The following is a 21,799-nucleotide window of genomic DNA, read 5'->3' on the forward strand; positions in this document are numbered from 1 at the left end:
CGACGAGGCCCCCACTCGGCCCCTCGCCACCAAGGGATTGCCCGCACCGGGCGCGACCCAGAAGGAGCCCCCATGAACGCCCCTCCCCGAACCGCATCACCGGCCGTGGTGGTGACCGAAAAGGATCGTCGCCGAGTGGTTTTCGCCACCGTCGTCGGCACCACCGTCGAGTGGTACGACTTCTTCGTCTACGCGGTGGCCGCGGGCCTGGTCTTCGGCGAATTGTTCTTCAAGCCCGCAGGCCCCGGGGTCGCGACCATCCTGTCGTTCCTTACGGTCGGCATCAGCTTCCTGTTCCGCCCGCTCGGTGCATTCCTGGCCGGACACTACGGTGACCGCTACGGTCGGCGCGTGGTCCTGATGGTGACCCTGGCCCTGATGGGCGTGGCAACCACCCTGGTCGGGCTTCTGCCCACCTACGCCGCCATCGGCATCGCGGCACCGATCCTGCTGATCACCCTGCGCATCCTGCAGGGCATCTCGGCCGGCGGCGAATGGGGCGGTGCGGTGTTGATGGCCGTCGAGCACGCCCCGGACCGCAAACGCGGTGTCTTCGGCGCCTCCCCGCAGGTCGGGGTGCCGCTGGGCATGCTGCTGGCCTCCGGAGTGATGGCCCTGATGGCCGTCCTCGCCCCCGGCGACTCTTTCGAGACGTGGGGGTGGCGCATCCCGTTCCTGCTGTCGTTCGTCCTGATCCTCATCGGTCACTTCATCCGTCGCCGCGTCGAGGAGAGTCCGGTGTTCCTCGAAATCGCCGAACGCCGGGAGGAGACCAAGACCCCGATCGTCGAGCTGTTCCGCAAGCACGCCGGACTGGTGCTCGTCGCCGCACTCGTCTTCGCCGGCAACAGCGCCGTCGGGTACATGACCACCGGCGGATACCTGCAGAGTTATGCCACCAATCCCGACGGTCCGGTCGGCCTGTCGCGCGGTCCGGTGCTGCTCGCGGTCGCCGGGTCGGCGGCCACCTGGCTGCTGTTCACCCTGATCGGGGCTCGCGTCAGTGATCGCATCGGCCGCCGCTCCACCTACCTGATCGGCTGGGTCCTGCTGCTGGCGGCGCTGCTCCCACTGTTCCCGCTCGTCGACACGGGCAACGTGTGGCTGATGTTCTGCGGCCTGGCCCTGCTGACCGTCGGCCTCGGCTTCACCTACGGTCCCCAGGCCGCCCTCTACGCCGAGCTCTTCCCGGCGTCGATCCGGTTCTCCGGCGTCTCGATCTCCTACGCGATCGGCGCCATCATCGGTGGTGCGTTCGCGCCCACGATCGCCGCGGCACTCATGCGCGCCACCGGCACCACGACCTCGATCGTCATCTACCTCGCGATCATGGCCGCCATCAGTCTTGTTGCCACACTGACGCTTCGGGACCGTACCGGAATCCCGCTCGGCCCCGCCCACGAAGCACAACAATCCATCAGTCCCATCCGAGGAATGGCGAGGGCCTAGACAATGCAGTTCCATCACCACGGCTATGTGTCCACCGACCCGCGGGTCCAACCCGCCGCGGGGACCGGCCTCGACCGGCCCGACGAACTCCCCGATGAGGTCGACGTCCTCATCGTCGGCACCGGTCCCGCCGGCATGATCACCGCCGCGCAACTCGCCCAGTTCCCCGACGTCACCACCCGCATCGTCGAACGCAGGCCGGGACGACTGGCGATCGGGCAGGCCGACGGTATCCAGGCGCGCAGCGTGGAGACCTTCCAGGCGTTCGGTTTCGCCGAGTCGATCATCGCCGAGGCCTACCGGATCACCGAGATGGCGTTCTGGAAGCCCGATCCCAACGACCCGTCACGAATCGTGCGCGCCGCGCGCACCCCCGACGATGCCGCCGGCATCTCGGAGTTCCCACACCTGATCGTCAATCAGGCCCGAGTCCTGGACTACTTCGCCGAGTCGATGGTCAACGCGCCGACCCGGATGACGCCCGACTTCGGCTACGAGTTCGTCGGCCTCGAGATCACCCAGGGCGCGCAGTACCCGGTGACGGTGACCCTGCGCCACACCGCGGGCGAACAAGACGGCCAGACGCGCACGGTGCGCGCGAAGTACGTCGTCGGTTCCGACGGCGCGCACAGCCGCGTCCGTGACGCGATCGGCTGCACACCACACGGCGACAAGGCCTTTCACGCCTGGGGTGTGATGGACGTGCTGGCCGACACCGACTTCCCCGACATCCGTACCAAGTGCGCGATCCAGTCCGGCTCCGGCGGGTCCATCCTGCACATCCCCCGCGAGGGCGGTTTCCTGTTCCGCATGTACGTCGATCTCGGCGAGGTCCCCGCCGACGACAACGGCAGGATCCGCACGACGAGCATCACCGAGATCATCCGGCAGGCCAACGAGATCCTGCATCCCTACACCCTCGACGTGAAAAACGTTGCCTGGCACAGTGTCTACGAGGTCGGTCACCGGGTCACCGATCGGTTCGACGACGTCGACATCGAGCAGGCCGGCACCCGCACCCCGCGGGTGTTCATCACCGGCGATGCGTGCCACACCCACAGCGCCAAGGCGGGACAGGGCATGAACGTCTCGATGCAGGACGGCTTCAACATCGGTTGGAAGCTCGGTCACGTGCTCTCCGGTCGTGCGCCGGAGGAACTGCTGAGCACGTATTCCGCCGAGCGTCAGGTGATTGCGCAGAACCTGATCGATTTCGACCGCGAATGGTCGTCGATGATGGCCAAACGTCCCGAGGAGTTCGACTCACCGTCGGAGCTGGAGGACTTCTACGTCAAGACCGCCGAATTCCCGGCCGGTTTCATGACGCAGTACGCGCCGTCGATGATCATCGCCGATGCCACCCACCAGGATCTGGCGACCGGCTACCCGATCGGCAAACGGTTCAAATCCGCGCCCGTGGTCCGCGTCGGCGATGCCAATCCGGTCCAGCTGGGCCATCACCACCGAGCTGACGGACGTTGGCGGATCTATGCGTTCGCCGCCGATCCGTCCGCCGGCATGAACAACGCCGCACCCGATGTCTCGGCTCTCGACGACTGGGCCACCTGGCTGGCCACCGATCCGGAGTCACCGGTGGTGCGTCATACCCCCGCCGGCACCGACCTCGACTCGGTGTTCGACGTCAAGGTGATCTACCAGCACGATCACACCCGCGTCGACCTCAACGCGGTGCCGAAGATCTTCCTGCCCAAGGTGGGACCGTTCCAGATCACCGACTACGAGAAGGTCTACGCGACCGACCCGCACGTCGACATCTTCGCCGAGCGCGGCATCGACCGTCGCGGAGCCGTCGTCGTGGTGCGCCCGGATCAGTATGTCGCGCACGTTCTCCCGCTCTCCGCCCGTACGGAGCTCGCGGGGTTCTTCGCCCGCAACCTGCTGCCCGCCAACACATCCGCTCGTGCCAAGGAGTCGGTGTGACCACCCTCGCCGATACCGATGCCGCCTGCCCACTCGGCGCCGGCGCCCACCCGTTCGCCTGACATGTCCGCCGCCTACCCAGCAGTGCGCAACTCCTCGAGCCATCGCTCGAACATCTCGTCCTGCCGGGCGGGCGGCAACGACTCGGGTGCGAGCACGGCCATCACCTGCATCCCCATCAACAGGGTCAGCAGGGTATCGGCGGCCAGTGCGGTGTCCGCCGACGCCAGTTCGCCGTCGGACACCGCCTGGTCGAGAAACCCGACCATCTGCGTGCGCCACGTCTGCCACGACTCGGCGTTGACCTGCTTCATCACCGGGTCGTACATGGCGTGCTCCCACAGCGTCGTGGCGATCCGCGCCTCGAGCAGGGCCTCCTCGGTGCGGGGCATGATCTCGCCGCACAGGATGCGTAGCGCGTCGAGACCCCGCGCGTCGCCCATCAACCGTGCCACGCGATCGTTGGTGGCCAGCGAGACGTGCTCGTAGGCCCGCCGGATCACCTCGTCCTTGTTCGCGAAGTAATAGCCCAGTACCCCGTTCGCGTAGCCGGCCTCCTCGGCGATCATGCGCATGCTCACCGCGCTGATCCCCCGGGTCGCGATCAACCGCCACACCACGGCGATGATCTCCCGGCGCCGCTCGTCGTGATCGACCACCTTGGGCACGTCCGCCCTCACCTCCTGGTGGCCTCACCACCGTCCGCCTCGTTCGGCGCATCCCGCGCCGGATCCACGCCCGTTACAGGGTACGTAACACGAAACGCACACACCGGAAACAACTCGTGCCTACTATTTCCTACAACCGTAGGAAAAACGATTCCGGTTGCGGCACACCATCTTGAACGGAGACACCGATGGCCGTCAGTCCTGACACCGTGGACCATCCCCTGTCCATGCCCACCGCCGCGGAGATCGACGACGTCACCGCGATCCTGAGGGCGGCCGGACTCGTCACCGATACGAGCCGCTTCGCCTATGTCGGGCTCGTCGAACCCGCGAAGGCACAGCTCTATCGCGACGCGCCCGCCTCGGCGCACCGACGCTTCCGAGCGCTGCTGCTCGACCCCACCACGTCCGAATCCCTTGACGCCGTCGTCGACGTCACCGACCGAGAGGTGGTGTCGCACCGCGTACTCGACACCGCCGTGGATGGTCAGGTGCCCGTGCTCGACGAGGAGTTCGGGCTCGTCGAGGAGGTCCTCGCCACCGACGAGCGATGGCTGGCGGCACTCGCCGCCCGCGACCTCGATGTGGCGCAGGTCCGCGTCGCACCCCTCTCGGCGGGCGTCTTCGACTATCCGGGCGAGGAGGGCCGCCGCATCCTGCGCGGGCTGGCCTTCTGGCAGCCCGAGCCCGCCGACCACCCGTGGGCACATCCGATCGACGGGCTGGTCGCCTTCGTCGACGTCACCGCACGAGAGGTCCTGCAGATCCTCGACCTGGGCGTGGTGCCGATCCCGCAAGAGTCCGGCAACTTCGCCGATCCCGAGGTCACCGGCCCGTTGCGCACGACACAGAAGCCCATCGCCATCACCCAACCGCAGGGTCCGAGCTTCGCCGTGACCGGCAATCTCGTCGAGTGGGAGAAGTGGAGTCTGCGAGTCGGTTTCGACGCCCGCGAAGGTCTCGTCCTGCATCAGATCGGCTTCACCGACGGCGGTCGGGTGCGTCCGATCATCCACCGCGCGTCGATCGCGGAGATGGTTGTGCCCTACGGCGATCCGTCGCCGGTGCGTTCGTGGCAGAACTATTTCGACACCGGCGAATATCTCGTCGGGCGTTACGCCAATGCCCTCGAACTCGGCTGTGACTGCGTCGGCGACATCACCTACTTCGATGCGGTCATCGCCGACGAGAGCGGCGCCCCGCACACGCTGCGCAACGCGGTGTGCATGCACGAGGAGGATTACGGCATACTCTGGAAGCACACCGATCTGTGGGCCGGCTCCCACGAGACCCGCAGACAGCGGCGTCTGGTGATCTCGTTCTTCACCACCATCGGCAATTACGACTACGGCTTCTTCTGGTACCTCTACCTCGACGGGACCATCCAATTCGAGGTCAAGGCAACGGGAATCGTGTTCACCTCCGCCTACCCCGGCGACGAGTACCCGTACTCCTCGCAGATCGCCCCCGGACTCGGCGCTCCGTATCACCAGCACCTGTTCAGCGCCCGGCTCGACATGATGGTCGACGGCGATGCCAACAGTGTCGAGGAACTGCAGAGCGTCCGGGTCCCGATGGGAGACGGCAATCCGCACGGCAACGCCTTCACCCTGTCGAAGACGTTGCTGCGCACCGAATCCGAGGCGCAACGTGACGCCGACAACACCGTCGGCCGGGTCTGGCACGTCACCAACCTCGGGATGCGGAACCGGCTCGGCCATCCGGTCGCCTATGCGTTGCTCCCGGAGGGCCGCCAGACCCTGCTGGCCGACGACGGATCGTCGATCGCCCGTCGCGCCGCATTCGCGACCAAACACCTGTGGGTGACACCCTTCGACGCCGACGAGCTCTATGCCGCAGGCGATCTGGTGAACCAGCACCCCGGGGGCTCGGGTCTACCCGCCTTCGTGCACGGTGATCGCAGCGTCGAGAACACCGACATCGTCGTGTGGCACACCTTCGGTCTCACGCATTATCCGCGCCCGGAGGACTGGCCCATCATGCCCGTCGACTACACCGGCTTCACCCTCAAACCGGTCGGCTTCTTCGACCGCAACCCCACCCTCGACGTCCCCGCCTCACGCGCCTCCTGTCACGGCTGACCATCCATCCCCCACCCGATCTCCCTGGAGTTCCCATGACCACCGACCATCCGGCGCCGAGCCCCGCCGCGACCTCCACCACATCCACCCGAGAACAACATCAACTCCGGCGCGGCAGCCTCGGCGTCTTCGGGGTCACGTTCTTCGTGATCTCCGCCGCGGCACCGCTGACCGCGATGGCCGGCGGTGCGCCCGTGGCCATGCTGCTGGGCAACGGCCCCGGCGTGCCCGGCGCCTACATCGTCGCCGTACTCACCCTGCTCGTCTTCGCCGTCGGCTACACCACCATGGCCCGCCACCACACCAGCACCGGCGCGTTCTACTCCTACGTGACCCGCGGCCTGCGCCAGCAATTCGGTGGGGCGGCAGCCTATCTCGCGCTGCTCAGTTACAACGCGATGCAGATCGGCCTGTGGGGTCTGTTCGGCGCCGCGGTCACCGGATTCGTCAGCGACGAATTCGGGGTGTCCATCGACTGGTGGGTGTTCGTCCTGATCGGCATCGCCATCGTCGCAGTCCTCGGCTATCGCCAGATCGATCTGTCGGTGAAGGTGCTCTCGGTGCTGGTGGCCGCGGAATTCCTGGTGGTGATCGTGCTGGCGATCGTCATCGCGGTCAAGGGCGGCGATTTCGGGACGACGTCGCTGAGCGTCACCCCGCTGACGCCGAGCGCCCTCACCTCCGGCTCACTACCGATCGCCCTGCTGTTCTGCTTCGCATCCTTCGTCGGATTCGAGGCCACCGCCATCTACAGCGAAGAAGCCAAGGACCCCAAGCGCACGGTGCCGCGCGCGACGTTCCTCGCCGTGATCACCATCGGCGTGGTCTACACCGCCGTCACCTTCCTGATGGTCAACGGCGCGGGCGTGGGCAACATCCCCGACTACATCGCGAAACTCGCCGACCCGACGACCTTCCTGTTCGATCTCTCGAACTCCTACATCGGGTCCTGGTTCACCACCATCATGCGACTACTGTTCATCACCAGCGTGTTCGCCGCGGTGCTGGCCTTCCACAACGCCGTCGCCCGCTACACCTACGCCCTCGGACGCGAGGGACTGCTGCCCGAGCAGGCCGGTCGCACCCACCGCACCCACCAGAGCCCGCACGTCGGGTCGGTGGCCCAGACCACCGTCGCGGTGATCGTGGTCGCGATCTTCGCCCTCGCCGGTCAAGATCCGGTGCTCGCACTGTTCACCTGGCTGACCAACCTCGGCACGCTTGGCGTGATCGCCTTGATGGCCGCATCGTCGTTGGCCGTGGTCGCCTTCTTCCTGCGCCACCGCGACCTCGAACGGAACCTGTTGCGCACCTTGGTCGCTCCGCTGGTGGCCGGTATCGCCCTGATCGCGATCCTGTGGTACGCGATCGCCAACTTCGGGCTGCTCATCAGTTCGGGCGGAATCCTCGTCTGGCTGCTCCCGGCCCTGCTGCTCGTCGCCGCGGTGCTCGGGGCGGGCGCCTCGCTGGTGCTCCGCTCACGCTCACCGCAGCTCTACGCCGAGATGGGACGTCACCGTGAGTGAGACAGCCACCACGGACGCGACGGCGACAACACCGATCGTGTCGAAACCCCCTGCCCTGCACCAGATCACCACCGAGGACCGCCCGATGCTCACCCGGATCGACTTCCGCTATCTCTCCGAACCCGACATGATCGCCGCAGGCGTCACCGACATGCCCGCGTGCGTCGACGCCATGGAGGAGACCTTCGTGTTGCTACACAAGGGTGATTACCGCATGGCCGGACCCAACAGCGACTCGCACGGTGCGATGATCACCTTCCCTGACGAGTCGCCGTTCGAGGGCATGCCCGCCAACACCGCCGACCGCCGGTTCATGGCGATGCCCGCCTACCTCGGCGGCAGCTTCGGCACCAGCGGCATGAAGTGGTACGGCTCCAATGTCGCCAACCGCGACAAGGGATTACCGCGCTCGATCCTGATGTTCATGCTCAATGACACCGACACCGGCGCGCCGCTGGCGCTGATGTCGGCGAACCTGTTGTCGGCGTATCGGACCGGCGCGGTCCCCGGAGTCGGCGCGCGCCACCTGGCGCGCCCGGACTCGCGGGTGGTCGGCATCGTCGGTCCCGGAGTGATGGCCCGCACGTCGTTGTCGGCGTTCGTCGCCACCTGCCCGATGATCGACACCCTCAAGATCAAGGGCCGCAGCCGGAGCAGTATCGACGCCTTCACCGCCTGGGTGCGCGACGAATTCCCGCAGATCACCACGATTCTGGAGGTCGAGACGCTCGGCGAGGCCGTCCACGATTCCGACATCGTCACCTTCTGCACGACCGGGGTCACCGGCGATCCCGCCACCTATCCCACGATCCGCCGCGAGGACGTGAAACCGGGGGCTTTCCTGAGCATGCCCGCCCCCTGCAACATCGACGCCGGCATGCAGACACCCGATGTCCGCAAGGTGGTCGACAACGTGCGCCTCTACGAAGCATGGGCCGAGGAGACCGGGCACCCGTCGCACCACACGATCCCGATCATCGGATGCAAGTTCATGGACATGATCCATGACGGTGCAATGGCCGCCGACGACCTCGTGGATCTCGGTGCCGTCGCCGCAGGCGACGCCGTCGGGCGCCGCTCCGACGACGAGATCGTCGTGTTCTCGGTCGGCGGGATGCCCGTCGAGGATGTCGCCTGGGGCACCGTCATCTATCGCAACGCCGTCGCCAAGGGCATCGGCACCATCCTCAACCTCTGGGACTCACCGGCCCTGGCCTGAGTCATCCTCTACCCGAAGGACATTCACATCATGGAGACCGACGTCGTCGTCATCGGCCTGGGTTCGGCAGGATCAATGGCGCTGTGGCAGTTGGCCAAACGAGGCGTACGCACCATCGGCGTCGAACAATTCGGGATCGGGCACGCCCGCGGCTCGTATGCCGGTGATTCACGCCTGTTCCGATCGGCCGTGCACGAGGGTCCGCGCTTCGTCCCGATGCTCGCCCGCGCGCGTGAGCTGTGGTTCGAGTTGGAGCACGACTCGGGCCGGCACCTCTACGACGAGTGCGGCGCCCTGCAGATCGGCGACGCGGGCTCCGGCGGACTGCTCAAGTCGATCGCGTCGGCCGAACAGTTCGACCTCCCGCACGAGATCCTCGACGCGGCCGCACTGCGCTCGCGCTACCCGCAACACCGCGTCGACGACCACACCGTCGCCGTCCTCGATCACCGCGCCGGCAGCCTCTATCCGGAAGCGAGCGTGATGGCCGCCGTGGAGACCGCGAAATCCCATGGTGCGCAGGTACTCACGAACACCGAGGTGATCGACTTCGATGAGGCGGGCGGACGTCTGCAGATCATCACCGATCACGGCACGATCGCCTGCGACAAGGTCGTCGTGGCGACCGGATCGTGGACGACCCGCCTGCGCCCGGATCTCAAGGGATTCCTCTCGATCATCCCGCTGTCGCTGACCTGGTTCATGCCCCGCCACCCGCAGATGTTCACCCCGGAGCGCTTCCCGGTCTTCATCCGCGACGAGGACGGGGTACACCTCTACGGCACCCCCAGCCACGACTCGTACAGCATCAAGGTCGCGACCGAGCCCCTCTGGCCCGCCATCGGCTCCCCCGACGAGGTGCCCGAGTTCAGTCGCGCCGACCTCACCCGGATCGGCAGTTGGGCCGCGAACTTCCTTCCCGACCTCAATCCCGAACCGGTGAAGTACTCGATGCACCACGAGCTGTGTACTCCCGGCGATCTACCGCTGGTGGATCTCGACGCCGACACCGGGATGCTGCTGCTCACCGCGTTCTCCGGGCGTGGTTTCAAGTTCGCCCCCGTCTACGGGCAGATCGCCGCCGACCTCATCACCGGAACACCCACCGACCTCTACGATCCCTCGTTCGCGTTGTCGGCGCAGCATCGATGAGCATGCCCGCCCGGGACCCGGCAGGTTGTATAGATCAGAGGCGGTGATGCTGCTCGATCTGCACAGGATCGCCAGTTGTCGCCACCACTGTTGACCGCCTCCACGTGGCGTTGTTACCTCGAACACACCGTTGTCTGCAGCACATCTGTCTGCAGCACATCTGTCTCCAGCGCATCAGGGTTCGAGCGGAAGGACGCCACCGATGACCATCACCGCACCGAGCAGCCACCCGATCACCGAGACGCGACACCCGATCGCCACCCCGCGCACCACTGCGGAGGTACTCGTCGACGGGCTCGTCGCACACGGCGTCGACACAGTGTTCGGCATCCCCGGGGTCCAGACCTACCCGTTGTTCGAGGCACTCGGCAACGCCTCGGACACCATCGACCTGATCACGCCGCGTCACGAGCAGACCTGCGCCTACATGGCATTGGGGTATGCACAGTCCACCGGACGCCTCGGGGTGTGCTCGGTGGTGCCCGGGCCCGGAATCCTCAACGCCTCGGCCGGCCTGCTCACCGCGATGGGCACCAGCACACCGGTACTCGCCCTCACCGGCGAGATCCCCTCGGACTACCTCGGACGGGGTTTCGGCCACGTCCACGAGATGCCCGATCAACTCGCCACCCTGCGCGGCGTCACCAAACACGCCGAGCTGCTGCTCGATCCCGAGAACGCCGCAACCGTTCTGGCGGAATCGATTCGGACAGCGCTCCAGGGCCGGCCGGGCCCGACGGCAATCGCCACACCGTGGGACGTGCTACCCCGGCAGGTACGCGTCGACGATGTGGCGCCGCTCGAGATCTCCCGTCCTGCAGTCGATTCGCGCGACATCGACGCCGCAGCCGCACTCATCGCCACGGCACGCGCGCCGATGATCCTCGTCGGTGGCGGCGCCCGGGAGGCCGGCCCGCAGGTACGGGCGCTGGCCGAGACCTGTGGCGCGCCGGTGGTGGCCTTCCGCGGCGGCAAGGGCGTCGTCGACGACTCGTCACCCTACGGCTTCACCTGTGCCGACGGCCTCGCCCGCTGGCCCGACACCGATCTGGTGATCATCGTCGGGTCCCGCGCCGAGCTGCTCTGGTTCCGCTGGCCGACCCCGGACGTCGACGTTCCCCGCGTGGTCATCGACATCGACCCGGCCGTCCACACCCGGCTGCATCCGACGGTGGCGATCACCGCCGACGCCCGGGACGCGACCGCCGATCTGGTCGACCGCCTGAATGCCCGCAGACGGCAACGAGCCGACCGCACAAACGAATTCGCCGCGATCAAACGCCGGACGCGCAGTGAGATCACCGAGTGGCTGCAGCCACACGCCGATCATCTCGCGGCGATCCGGCGAGCGGTACCCACCGACGGTTATCTCGTCGACGAGGTGTCGCAGATGGGTTTCGCCGCGTGCTTCGGCTTCCCGGTCGGCGCGCCCCGCCACTTCATCACCACCGGGCACCAGAGCACCCTGGGGTACGGCTTTCCCACGGCTTTGGGAGTCAAGGCGGCCCATCGTGATTCCGTGGTCGTCTCGGTGACCGGCGACGGTGGCTTCCAGTTCGCGATCGCCGAGCTGGCCACCGCGGTCCAGTATCGGCTCGGCGTCGTGGTGGTCGTCTTCGACAACGCGGCCTTCGGCAACGTCAAGGCCGATCAGATCCGCCGCTACGGCCATCCCGTCGGCGCGGATCTGCACAATCCCGATTTCGCCGCCGTCGCCACCGCGTATGGCGCACAAGGGGTTCGGGCCGAGTCACCGGAGGAGCTCGAAGCGGCGATCACCGCCGCCGCGGGCCGCGATGTGCCGACGGTGGTCGTCGTGCCGATGCCGCTGAGCACCGAGATCACGCCCTGGCGCTACCTCATGCGAACCACCGCCTGAGCGGTCGACGACCCCTAGACTGGCCGCAACTGGTCATCTCGACCAGCTGGAAGGGCACGCAATGGACGGAGTTCAGCTCGACGACATCGATTTCGCGCTGCTCGAGTCGCTGCATCGGGACCCGCAGATCGGGGTTCTCGAAACGTCGCGGCGAATCCGGGTGGCGCGCGCCACCGTGCAGTCCCGCCTGGCGAAGCTCGAGGACGCCGGGATCATCGCCGGATATCACCCGCATCTCGATGTCGCGGCCGCCGGTTTCGACGTCCAGTGCTTCGTCCAGCTCGAAACGGTGCAGGGTGAGCTGAGTACCGTCACCGCGGCATTGTCGGCGATTCCCGGTGTACTCGAGGCGTTCGCCACCACCGGTGCCAGTGATGTGCTGTGCCGGGTCGCGGCCGCCTCGCACAAGGATTTGCAGGAGACCTTGCTCGAGATCGGCCGGTCACCGTCGGTCGCGCGCTCCATCAGCATCGTCGTGCTGTCGGAGATCGTGCCCTATCGGGCTCTGCCACTGCTGCGCACCGCGCGCTCGGACCGCACACCCCGTGCTCCCGGATACCGGTGAAGAATCCCGGGAATGCGCTCAGTACAACAACTTCAGTACAACAACTTCCGGTAGTTGCTCTCGGCATAGCGCTCCTGCAGGGCCACCTCGTCGAGTTCGGGCATGAGTTTCTTGGTCATCTGCGCGGTGCTCGGCAGGTCGTCGGGATGCCACGTCTCCGGCCGCCACAGATCCGACCGCAGGAAAGCCTTGGCGCAGTGAAAGAACACCTCCTCCACGGTGACCTCCAGCGCCAGGATCGGTCGGCGGCCCTTGACGGCGAGCTCATCGAAATATGTGCCCCCGCTGTCGTCGTCGGCGCCATCGACGATGCGTGCGGTTCCGTTGACCCGCAACGTGTCCCCGCGTCCCGGGATGATGGCGATGGTTCCCACGTGCGGATTGCGCAGGATGTTGAGGTAACCGTCGACGCGTTTGTTGCCGGGACGTTCGGGGATGACGATGGTGTGCTCGTCGAGGACGTGCACCACCTTGCCGGGCGGATCACCCTTGGGTGAGACGTCCATCCGGCCCTGCTCGTCGGAGGTGGCCACGAACAGCATCGGCGAGGCTGCCAGCCACTCGACGTGCACCGGCTCGAGCGCGGACTTGACCTTCTTGACCACCATCTCGATGGGATGACCGACGATCGCGCGCAACTGTTCTTCGGTGGTGATCTCCATGCCGCCATGCTCCCAGATCGCCTCTCGACTGCCCAGCGGTTTCTGCCTCGCGGGTTCCTGGTCTGCGGCTCCCGCAACTGGCGGCGGTCAGGTGGTGGGCCGCAGCCATGCGAGGGCCGCGGCGACGAGTGCGCTGACCCCGTGCGAGAGGGTCGGTTGGATCACCGGTGCGAATTGCGGCGAGTGATTGGACGGCAGCCCGGCGACCACCGCCGCGATCTCCTCGACGCTGCCGGCACCGGCGAACAACGCCGGATCGGCGCCGCCCAACAGCCAGTACGCACAGGGCGCGTCGGCCGCGTGGGCGAAGTGACCGACGTCCTCGCTGCCGGTCACCACCCCGGGATCGACCACCATCACCCCGGGCACGTGCGAGAATGCCTTCCGTACCGTGTCACACGCGCCGGGATCGTTGACCAGCGCCGGGAACGACTCGGCGATCCGGATCTCCGGGTCACGACGGCCGCCGGCAGCCATCGTCTCCGCTTGCGCGAGAACGCGAATGCGTTCGAGGACGGTCTCGCGTACGTCCGGGTCGAAACTGCGTACGCTCACCGCGAGTTCGGCGCGGTCGGCGATGATGTTGGGAGCTGTGCCCGCGTGCAGCGATCCGACCGTCACCACCGCGGTCTCCGTGGGCGGCAGGGTCCTCGACACGATGGTCTGCAGACGCATGACCAAAGAGGACGCCATGACGACCGGGTCGATCGTCGTCTCCGGACGTGAGCCGTGCCCACCGACGCCGTGCAACACCACCGACACGCTGTCGGCCGCGGCAAACGAGACCCCGTCGTGGACACCGAGCAGCCCGGCCGGTAGCGGCGCGACATGTTGTCCGAGAACCACATCCGGCGTGCCGAACCGGCCGAAGAGGTCGTCGTCGACCATGGCGCGCGCCCCGCTGCCGAGCTCTTCTGCGGGTTGGAACACCAGCATCAGACATCCGCGCCACGTGGCGTCGGCGGCGAGGTCGTAGGCCGCGCCGATCAGGCAACTGGTGTGGACGTCATGGCCGCAGGCGTGCATCAACGGGGTGCTCGTCCCGTCGGCGTGGGTGCCGACCGCGGTGCTGGCGTAGTCGAGTCCGGTCTGTTCCTGCACGGGCAGGGCGTCCATGTCGGCGCGCAACAGAACCGTCGGGCCCGCTCCGCGTGTCAGTACTCCGACGACCCCGGTTCCGCCGATCCCCTCGGCCACCACGTACCCCGCGGCGCGCAGGTGGGCGGCGGCGATACCGGCCGTGCGTGTCTCGGTGAAGGCGAGTTCGGGGTGGCGGTGCAGGTCCCGATACAGCGTCGGCACGTCGATGGTGGTGGTCATGGGCACTCCTTCAATCCTGCGGTTCGCCGACCTCGGTGTCGGCGGGGACCACGAGCAGCGGCCCAGTGTCCTCGGAACCTCGGTCCTCGGAATTTCGGTTGTGGGAACTTCGGTTGTCGGAACTTCGGTTGTGGGAATAGCGGTTTCGGTTGTTGTTGCTCATCGCGCTCCTCAGATCGCCCACATCAGGGCCAGCCCGGCTGCACATGCGGTCACCGAGGCGACCACCGAGCCGACCGCGTTGGCCATCGCGAGCATTCCGTGCCGCTGCTGGGCGAGCCGAATCGTCTCCACCGATGCGGTGCTGAATGTCGTGTATCCGCCGCAGAATCCGGTCCCGACGACAGCTTGCAACCCGGTCGGCGCCCCGTGCGAGATCACCAGCCCGGCGAGCATTCCCAACACCAACGACCCGGTCACGTTGATGACGACGGTGGCCCACGGAAACGTCGTCGATCGCCATCGTTTGATGCTGCCGTCGACGACGAACCGGGCGACCGCGCCGAGGGCACCCGCCAGCAGGATCGCGATCACCGTCATGCGACCTCACCTCCCCGGCCCCGTAGAGCGGCACCGGCGAGCGCGATACCGGCCCAGGCGCACAGGATTCCGCCGACCACGCTCACTGCTGCGTACGCGATCGCGGTGCCCGGCGCGCCGTGGTGTCCGAGGTGGGCGGTTTCCAGGGCGAATGTGCTGTAGGTGGTGTAAGAACCGCAGAATCCGGTGCCGACGAGCACCCGAATGCGTCGTCGCCATCCCTCGTCCGGCCCGGCCAGGGCGAGTACCTCGAGCAGCGCACCCAGGACGAGGGAACCGCTGAGGTTGATGCCGAATGTCGCCCACGGCCAACCGGTTCCGTGGGCCGGGAACAACTCCTCGAGCAGGTACCGCATCCCGGTACCGGCAATACCGCCGAGAAAGACCAGCGCGAGCGCTCCCGGCTGCAGGTGCAGGGGCCGTGGAGCCGGGCTGTCGGGGTCGACGGGACGAGGAACTGGTGGATTCGAGGTCGGCTCGGGGTGCGGAGGTGCGCCCATGACAGAACTCCTTTCCGGCAATCGGAACAGGAGCCATCAGCCTTGTCGGCGGTTCGGGCCGGTGCGGCCCGGGCGAGATCCATCACCCGCGGCCGATGCTACTCGACGTCCGTCGAATCCGGGTGCAGGCGTCGGCGCAAGAGCGGAACACCCACACCGACCACCGCCGCGACCGCGAGGCCGAGAAGCGTCTCGCCGACGCGCTCACCGAAGCGTCCGGGTGCGGTTCCGGTGGTCGCCGCGCCGAGCATGAGGATGACCAGAAAGGTGGTGAAGGTCGGCAGGACGTACCATCGGCTGCCGCGCGTGCCCGCCGCCGCGGCGAGGACCACCCCGACCACGATCGCGATCAACCAGGCGGGTGCATGGTCGGCGAGTACGACGGCGACCGCACCACCGGTCACCACCGACACGAACCGTCCGGCGGTCCGCCACAGTTGCAGATCCGGATCCGGCCTCATGACCAGAAGCGCTGCCGCGCAAGCCCATCCGACGTGATCGAAGCCGAAGGCGAATCCGATGCCCGCGGTGATCGCCCCCACCACACCGACGAGCAGGCCATACTGCATTCCCGGCACCCGCGGACCCGGCCCACCGCCGGGCGCGTCCGGGACGAAGCGTTCCGGGATGACGACGGCGACGACGAACGCGGCGAGGCCACCGAGGAGGAACAGTCCGGTGATCCGCAGGCCGACGGCCACACCGTCGGAGCTCAGGCCCACCCCGATCAGCGGTGGCGCCATGATCGTCAGCAGCATCGACAGTCGCGGACGTCGCAGTGCGGGCGCCGACCACACGGCCAGCACCGGCAACACCGCCATCACCGCCACGGCGAGGACCGGGAAGGGAGCGACAGCGGAACCGAGGATGATCGGGACCCCGAGAACCGGTCCGGCTGCCACGATCACGAGCCGGGAGCGTCGGGCATGCGGTACGCCCACCACCAGCGCCGGGATCATGCCGACCGCCAGGGCAGCGCCGGCGCCCACGTCGACCAGTGCCGTCACGACGATCGCCGGGATACCCGCCACGAGTGCGGCCACGGCCGGCAGCCAGTTCCAGATGAACAGTGGCGGGCGGGCGCTGTCGGGAGCCACCCGCTCACCCTAGCCCAACCTCACCGCACCCGGACGCCGAACGACCCAGGGGCTCAGCCACCGAGCTGACGCGCCAACGCCGCCAACACGTCCGGGTCCTCGATGGTCGAGGGCACCGTGTAGTCCTCGTGATCGGCGATCTGGCGCATGGTCTTTCGCAGGATCTTGCCCGAGCGGGTCTTCGGCAGCGCCGGTACCACGGTGACGTCGCGGAAGGTCGCGACGGCCCCGATCTCGTTGCGCACCATGGCGACCAGCTCGGCGCGCAGGGTGTCGGGCTCGATCTCGACTCCCGACTTGAGGACCACGTACCCGCTCGGCCGCTGCCCCTTGAGGTCGTCGTGAATGCCGATGACCGCGCATTCGGCGACCGCCGGATGCGCGGCGACGACCGCCTCGATACTGCCGGTGGACATCCGGTGTCCGGCGACGTTGATGACGTCATCGGAGCGGCCGAGGACGAACACGTAGCCGTCGGCGTCGACGTATCCGGAGTCGCCGGTCAGGTAGTACCCGGGGAAGGCCTTGAGATAGGAACTGCGGTAACGCTCTTCGTCGCGCCACAATCCGGCGAGGGTTCCCGGCGGCAGCGGGAGTTCGATGACGATGTTGCCCTCGGTGCCGGGCGCGACCGCGGCGCCCTCGGCGTCGACGACGCCGACGCGGTACCCCGGTACCGGCACGGTCGGCGAGCCGGCCTTGATCGGCATGGGTTGGAGCCCACGCAGATTGGCTGCTATGGCCCAGCCGGTCTCGGTCTGCCACCAGTGGTCGACGACCGGGATCCCGAGGATCTGTCCCGCCCACTCGAAGGTGTCGGGGTCGAGGCGCTCGCCGGCGGCGAACAGGGTCTGCAGCGAGGAGACGTCGTATTGGGCGAGTAGCGCGGCATCGGGGTCGGCCTTGCGGATGGCGCGGATCGCGGTCGGTGCGGTGAACAGCGCCTTGGCACGGTGTTCTGAGATGACGCGCCAGAACGCACCGGCGTCGGGCGTGCCGACCGGCTTGCCCTCGTACATGATCGTCGTCGCGCCGATCAGCAGCGGACCGTAGACGATGTAGGAGTGGCCGACGACCCATCCGACGTCGGACGCGGTCCACCAGACGTCACCGGGGTGGATGTCGTAGATGTTGGGCATCGACCAGGCCAGCGCGACGGCATGCCCACCGTTGTCGCGGACGACGCCCTTGGGTTTCCCGGTGGTTCCCGAGGTGTAGAGGATGTAGAGCGGGTCGGTGGCCGCGACCGTCACCGGTGCCGCCGGCATGGCGTCGGCGATCTCGTCGTCCCAGTCGAGCCAGCCGTCGTGGTCGGCGGCCGAGCCGGGGACCTCGTCGCGGTTCTTGACGATCACGGTGGTCGGGGGCTTGGCGGCGAGTTCGAGCGCCTTGTGCACCATCGGCAGATATTCCACGACGCGGCCGGGTTCGAGACCGCCGGACGCGGTGACGATCGCCACCGGCTCGGCGTCGTCGATCCGGGTGGCGAGTTCGGGTGCGGCGAATCCGCCGAAGACCACCGAGTGGACGGCGCCGATACGGGCGCACGCCAACATCGCGATCGCGGCCTCGGGAATCATCGGAAGGTAGATGACGACACGGTCGCCCGCCGCGACGCCTGCCGCGCCGAGTACCCCGGCGAAACGCGACACCTCGTCGAGTAGCTCGGCATAGGTGTAGCGCCGCACCTCACCGACCATGGCCGAATCCCAGATGAGCGCCATCCGATCGCCGTGACCGGCGGCGACGTGGCGATCGAGGGAGTTGAAACAGGTGTTCAGGGTGCCGTCGGGGAACCAGCGATAGATCGGCGCGTGTGAGTCATCGAGCGCCACCGTCGGCGGCACCGACCACTCGATCTCGGCGGCGGCGGTGAGCCAGAACGACTCCCGGTCCTCGATGCTGTCGCGAAATGCCTTGTCGTAGCTGTCTGATCCGAAGCTGCGCGCGTCGCTGTTGCTGGCCACTGCCGTCCTCACGTCGATCGATGTCGCGGCAGAGAGGTCGGGTGACCCGCCACGCTGCCGATTCGAGGGTAATCAGCCTCACACGTGGGCGCGAGGGGTTGGCCACACCTGCGCCGACCGGTCGGCAGATCGCGCCGAACGGTGTGGCGAACCCACCCGTTCGGGCAGGTCAGCATGTCCGATCGGGTGGGTTCGGTGGGCATCGGGTCTCGGCGATGCAAGGTGGATCCAGGACCCGAGATCACTCCAGATAGTTCTCGACGACGTCGGCTGGACGGGCCGACGCGTCGTCGGGATTCTGCCCGGCACGCCGGCGTGCCTGACGCTGCCGCAGCAGATCCCAGCATTGATCGAGGTCCACCTCGAGTGCGCGCAGTCGCGCATTTTCTTCACCCTTGCTGATATCTCCGCGCTCGAGTCGCTCACGCAACTCGTGCTCCTCCCCGATCAGCTCGGTGATGTGGTCTCGGATGGACCTGTCGGTATTCGGAAAGTCGTCGGCCATGCCCCGACACTACGCGTCGGGCACATCAGGCGTCGGAACGAGTTTCGACCCTCAGTTCGCGGCCTGGTACGCCTCGATGATCTCCGTTGCGATACGTCCGCGATCACTGATGTCGTACCCGTTGACGCGCGCCCAGTCGCGCACGGCCTTCAGATCGCGAGACGAACGTGCACTTCGGGCCGCCTTCGACCGGCGGCTACCGGCCGAGCGTGAGGCCGTCACATATTGTTCGAGATCCTGCCGGAATTGCTTGGCGTGCGCCGGCGACGTATCGAATTCATAGGCTTTGTTGTCGACACTGAAGGTGATTGTGACAGCTTCCTTCAGTTCTTTTCCATCGAGATCATCGACGAATGTAACAACGGTTCGACGTGCCATCGGATAGAGCCCCCTCGTAGTACTGCGTTGCTGAATACAAAACGAACAATAGCACCGTACGGCATTAGTGCTCCATATCCGGGCGCCGAATCGAGCGTTTTCCGGCGAGCATCAATAAATAATTGTCACATGTAAAGAAAATCGAGATTTTTCCGTCTTGGAACACCGCGACGTCGATATTCCGTGCTTATTCGGAGGTTTATGTCGTCTGATTATGCGACACGGAGAACGCCCATCTCGGTACCCGACCCGCAGCGGGCGCGGCGGCACCACGGGTCCGGCCGCCGGCCTCGCCGTGCGGGTCAGAGCCCCAGAAGCGAGGTGAGTTCGGTGGCGAGGTCGCCCAGGCGTGCCTGCGCCGTGGCCCGTGCCGCCCGCACCCCTGCGGTACGCACATCGTCGGCCGGAATGACCACCTCGAGATAGCACTTGAGCTTGGGTTCGGTACCCGACGGCCGGACGATGACGCGATCGTCGGCGGCGGTCCGGAACAGGAGGGCGTCGGTCGGCGGGAGGTCATCCCCACCACGTGCGAGATCGCGGAACTCGACGATCGCCTCCCCGACCAGTCGATCCGCCCGGGCCGACCGCAGCCTTGTCATCGTGGCCTCGATCACCGCGGGATTCTCGACGCGCACGCTGATGGCCGAGGTGCTGTGGAGCCCGTGCACATGAGCCAGGCGGTCGAGCTGGTCCTCCAGACCCGCACCGGTCGCGGCGAGATCCTCGACCAGGGTGATCATGCGAACGGCCGCGCCGATTCCGTCCTTGTCGTGCACCGCGTCGGGGTCGGTGCAGTATCCGATCGCTTCCTCGTAGCCAAATCGCAGGCCGGGGGTGCGCGCTATCCACTTGAAGCCGGTGAGGGTCTGCGCGAATCGCAGACCGTGGGCGGCGGCGATGCGGCCCAGCAGCCTGCTGGACACGATCGAGCACGCCAGGGTGTCGCCGGGCCGGGAATCGTCGGCGGCGGCCTGTTCGCCGAGCAGGGCACCGATTTCGTCGCCGGACAGCTGCCGCCAGAGTCCGTCGCGGCTCGTCGCGACCGAACAGCGGTCGGCGTCGGGATCGAGCGCGATGACGACGTCGGCGTCGACCTCCCGGGCGTGGGCGATCGCGAGATCGATGGCGCCGGGCTCCTCCGGGTTCGGGAACGCCACGGTCGGGAAGTCCGGATCCGGTAGGAACTGCGCCTGCACGGGGTGGACGTCGCCGATGCCGGCGGCCCGCAGGACCTGCATCGCCGTGGAGCCGCCGACGCCGTGCATCGCGGTCAGGACCACGCGCACCGGTGACGGCTCGGCACGCCGTCGAAGACCGGCCGTGCGGGAGAGGTAGCCGTTCACCAGCGCAGGATCGGCGTCGGTGATCCGTTCGTCGGTGCGCGGCACCTCATCGGCGGGCGGACTGTCGGCGATCCGCGACGCGATCTCGGCGTCGGCGGGCGGCACGATCTGCACACCTGCTCCGTCGGCGTCGGTCGCCCGGCCACCCAGGTACACCTTGTAGCCGTTGTCGGCGGGTGGATTGTGTGACGCGGTGATCATGATCCCGGCGTCGGCGTCGAGCGCGCGCACCGCGTACGCGGTGATCGGCGTCGGCAACTGCTCGTGCAGGGCGATGGCCCGCAGGCCGGCGCCGGAGAGCACCTGCAGCGCGGCTGTCCGGAATCGTGAAGAACCATGCCGCGCATCACAACCCACGACGACTGCGGCGTCGGGTCCGACGACGTCGAGCAGGTAGCGGGCCAGCCCCGCGGTGGCCCGGATGACGACGGCGGTGTTCATGCGGGATTCGCCGGCACCCACCGCCGCCCGCAGACCCGCGGTACCGAACTCGAGGGGACCGGCACACCGCGACCGCAACTCGGCGAGAGCCTCCGGATCGTGCGACCTCGCACCGGTGATGAGGACGCCGAGTTCGGCCCGGGTGGCCGCGTCGGGGTCGTGTGCGCACCAGTGCGCGGCGCGGGCGATCAGTTCACCGTCGGTGAGGACACCGTTGCTCACGCCAGTCATCGCATCCTCTTGCTCGTCTGTGTGAACCCGAACGTATCAAGCCGGCCCGCACTGGACTGCTCTTGACGGGTGGGGTGCAGATGCGATTCGGCCCCCGATCGCTGATGCGATCGGGGGCCGAATCTCCGTGGTAGCGGGGACAGGATTTGAACCTGCGACCTCTGGGTTATGAGCCCAGCGAGCTACCGAGCTGCTCCACCCCGCGTTGGTGAACACCACGTTACAGGGTGGTTCGGCGCGGATGCAAATCGCCTCCGCCCCGATACCTGCAGGTCGGAAAAACGTGTGACCACAACCACATTCATGGAAGC

The 21,799-nt window shown here is 67.3% G+C and carries 18 protein-coding genes, 1 tRNA gene and 1 riboswitch; of the genes, 8 read left to right on the plus strand and 11 right to left on the minus strand.

Going from position 1 to position 21,799, the window contains the following annotated elements; translation table 11 throughout:
- Positions 1–135: 135 nt before the first annotated feature.
- The gene (locus P3L18_RS21775; RefSeq protein WP_276115222.1) at positions 136–1,449 is read left to right on the plus strand and encodes an MFS transporter; all 1,314 of its coding nucleotides are present in this window, start codon (positions 136–138) and stop codon (positions 1,447–1,449) included.
- Positions 1,450–1,452: 3 nt separating this feature from the next.
- Complete coding sequence (locus P3L18_RS21780) at positions 1,453–3,390, plus strand: FAD-binding monooxygenase (protein WP_276115204.1); 1,938 nt, start codon at positions 1,453–1,455, stop codon at positions 3,388–3,390.
- 74 nt (positions 3,391–3,464) lie between these two features.
- On the opposite strand, the gene P3L18_RS21785 is transcribed toward P3L18_RS21780, so the two are convergent.
- Positions 3,465–4,058, minus strand: a complete 594-nt coding sequence (locus P3L18_RS21785) for a TetR/AcrR family transcriptional regulator (protein WP_276115205.1) — start codon at positions 4,056–4,058, stop codon at positions 3,465–3,467.
- Between the two features lie 188 nt (positions 4,059–4,246).
- Between P3L18_RS21785 and P3L18_RS21790 the strand changes: the two genes are divergently transcribed.
- From P3L18_RS21790 to P3L18_RS21815, 6 genes are all read left to right on the plus strand, one after another.
- Positions 4,247–6,160 (plus strand): primary-amine oxidase, encoded by a 1,914-nt coding sequence (locus P3L18_RS21790; protein WP_276115206.1) that lies wholly within the window; start codon positions 4,247–4,249, stop codon positions 6,158–6,160.
- 35 nt (positions 6,161–6,195) lie between these two features.
- Positions 6,196–7,686, plus strand: coding sequence for an APC family permease (locus P3L18_RS21795; protein ID WP_276115207.1), 1,491 nt, complete (start codon positions 6,196–6,198; stop codon positions 7,684–7,686).
- A gap of 85 nt (positions 7,687–7,771) precedes the next feature.
- Positions 7,772–8,905, plus strand: a complete 1,134-nt coding sequence (locus P3L18_RS21800) for a tyramine oxidase subunit B (protein WP_276115223.1) — start codon at positions 7,772–7,774, stop codon at positions 8,903–8,905.
- A 30-nt stretch (positions 8,906–8,935) separates the two neighbouring features.
- Positions 8,936–10,057: an N-methyl-L-tryptophan oxidase gene (gene solA / locus P3L18_RS21805; protein WP_006372898.1), complete on the plus strand. Its 1,122-nt coding sequence runs from the start codon at positions 8,936–8,938 to the stop codon at positions 10,055–10,057.
- Positions 10,058–10,259: 202 nt separating this feature from the next.
- The gene (locus P3L18_RS21810; protein ID WP_276115208.1) at positions 10,260–11,936 is read left to right on the plus strand and encodes a thiamine pyrophosphate-dependent enzyme; all 1,677 of its coding nucleotides are present in this window, start codon (positions 10,260–10,262) and stop codon (positions 11,934–11,936) included.
- A gap of 61 nt (positions 11,937–11,997) precedes the next feature.
- Positions 11,998–12,501 (plus strand): Lrp/AsnC family transcriptional regulator, encoded by a 504-nt coding sequence (locus P3L18_RS21815; RefSeq protein ID WP_006372900.1) that lies wholly within the window; start codon positions 11,998–12,000, stop codon positions 12,499–12,501.
- 32 nt (positions 12,502–12,533) lie between these two features.
- On the opposite strand, the gene P3L18_RS21820 is transcribed toward P3L18_RS21815, so the two are convergent.
- The 10 genes from P3L18_RS21820 to P3L18_RS21865 all read right to left on the minus strand — a co-directional run bounded on the left by P3L18_RS21820 (position 12,534) and on the right by P3L18_RS21865 (position 21,693).
- Entirely contained in the window at positions 12,534–13,163 is a 630-nt protein-coding gene (locus tag P3L18_RS21820; RefSeq protein ID WP_276115209.1) for a pyridoxamine 5'-phosphate oxidase family protein, read from the minus strand.
- A gap of 87 nt (positions 13,164–13,250) precedes the next feature.
- A complete protein-coding gene (locus tag P3L18_RS21825) occupies positions 13,251–14,483 on the minus strand; it encodes an amidohydrolase (RefSeq protein WP_276115210.1) in 1,233 nt (410 codons plus the stop codon).
- Between the two features lie 171 nt (positions 14,484–14,654).
- Positions 14,655–15,023, minus strand: coding sequence for a fluoride efflux transporter CrcB (gene crcB, locus P3L18_RS21830; protein ID WP_079930524.1), 369 nt, complete (start codon positions 15,021–15,023; stop codon positions 14,655–14,657).
- Positions 15,020–15,523: a fluoride efflux transporter CrcB gene (gene crcB, locus P3L18_RS21835; RefSeq protein ID WP_276115211.1), complete on the minus strand. Its 504-nt coding sequence runs from the start codon at positions 15,521–15,523 to the stop codon at positions 15,020–15,022. The genes crcB (P3L18_RS21830) and crcB (P3L18_RS21835) overlap by 4 nt, the downstream gene beginning before the upstream one ends.
- A 20-nt stretch (positions 15,524–15,543) precedes the next feature.
- Positions 15,544–15,619, minus strand: a riboswitch (Fluoride riboswitch).
- Positions 15,620–15,621: 2 nt separating this feature from the next.
- Positions 15,622–16,620: an FUSC family protein gene (locus P3L18_RS21840; protein WP_276115212.1), complete on the minus strand. Its 999-nt coding sequence runs from the start codon at positions 16,618–16,620 to the stop codon at positions 15,622–15,624.
- 53 nt (positions 16,621–16,673) lie between these two features.
- Positions 16,674–18,587: a propionyl-CoA synthetase gene (locus P3L18_RS21845; RefSeq protein WP_079930527.1), complete on the minus strand. Its 1,914-nt coding sequence runs from the start codon at positions 18,585–18,587 to the stop codon at positions 16,674–16,676.
- Positions 18,588–18,828: 241 nt separating this feature from the next.
- Complete coding sequence (locus P3L18_RS21850; RefSeq protein ID WP_006372908.1) at positions 18,829–19,092, minus strand: DUF2630 family protein; 264 nt, start codon at positions 19,090–19,092, stop codon at positions 18,829–18,831.
- Positions 19,093–19,143: 51 nt separating this feature from the next.
- Positions 19,144–19,470 carry an Lsr2 family protein gene (locus tag P3L18_RS21855; protein WP_006372910.1) on the minus strand — a complete coding sequence of 109 codons (327 nt, stop codon included), beginning with the start codon at positions 19,468–19,470 and terminating at the stop codon, positions 19,144–19,146.
- Between the two features lie 302 nt (positions 19,471–19,772).
- Positions 19,773–21,488, minus strand: a complete 1,716-nt coding sequence (locus P3L18_RS21860) for a phospho-sugar mutase (protein ID WP_253194034.1) — start codon at positions 21,486–21,488, stop codon at positions 19,773–19,775.
- Positions 21,489–21,616: 128 nt separating this feature from the next.
- Positions 21,617–21,693: transfer RNA gene (locus tag P3L18_RS21865), tRNA-Met, on the minus strand.
- Positions 21,694–21,799 lie beyond the last annotated feature (106 nt).

Source organism: Gordonia sp. N1V, assembly GCF_029269935.1.
Taxonomy (GTDB): Bacteria; Actinomycetota; Actinomycetes; order Mycobacteriales; family Mycobacteriaceae; genus Gordonia; species Gordonia polyisoprenivorans.

Coding starts and splice junctions, on each gene's coding strand:
- P3L18_RS21790 (WP_276115206.1), top strand. CDS start 4,247: ATGGCCGTCAGTCCTGACACCGTGGACCATCCCCTGTCCATGCCCACC.
- P3L18_RS21855 (WP_006372910.1), bottom strand. CDS start 19,470: ATGGCACGTCGAACCGTTGTTACATTCGTCGATGATCTCGATGGAAAA.
- P3L18_RS21860 (WP_253194034.1), bottom strand. CDS start 21,488: ATGACTGGCGTGAGCAACGGTGTCCTCACCGACGGTGAACTGATCGCC.
- P3L18_RS21810 (WP_276115208.1), top strand. CDS start 10,260: ATGACCATCACCGCACCGAGCAGCCACCCGATCACCGAGACGCGACAC.
- P3L18_RS21815 (WP_006372900.1), top strand. CDS start 11,998: ATGGACGGAGTTCAGCTCGACGACATCGATTTCGCGCTGCTCGAGTCG.
- P3L18_RS21820 (WP_276115209.1), bottom strand. CDS start 13,163: ATGGAGATCACCACCGAAGAACAGTTGCGCGCGATCGTCGGTCATCCC.
- crcB (WP_079930524.1), bottom strand. CDS start 15,023: ATGACGGTGATCGCGATCCTGCTGGCGGGTGCCCTCGGCGCGGTCGCC.
- solA (WP_006372898.1), top strand. CDS start 8,936: ATGGAGACCGACGTCGTCGTCATCGGCCTGGGTTCGGCAGGATCAATG.
- P3L18_RS21850 (WP_006372908.1), bottom strand. CDS start 19,092: ATGGCCGACGACTTTCCGAATACCGACAGGTCCATCCGAGACCACATC.
- P3L18_RS21780 (WP_276115204.1), top strand. CDS start 1,453: ATGCAGTTCCATCACCACGGCTATGTGTCCACCGACCCGCGGGTCCAA.
- crcB (WP_276115211.1), bottom strand. CDS start 15,523: ATGGGCGCACCTCCGCACCCCGAGCCGACCTCGAATCCACCAGTTCCT.
- P3L18_RS21795 (WP_276115207.1), top strand. CDS start 6,196: ATGACCACCGACCATCCGGCGCCGAGCCCCGCCGCGACCTCCACCACA.
- P3L18_RS21800 (WP_276115223.1), top strand. CDS start 7,772: ATGCTCACCCGGATCGACTTCCGCTATCTCTCCGAACCCGACATGATC.
- P3L18_RS21825 (WP_276115210.1), bottom strand. CDS start 14,483: ATGACCACCACCATCGACGTGCCGACGCTGTATCGGGACCTGCACCGC.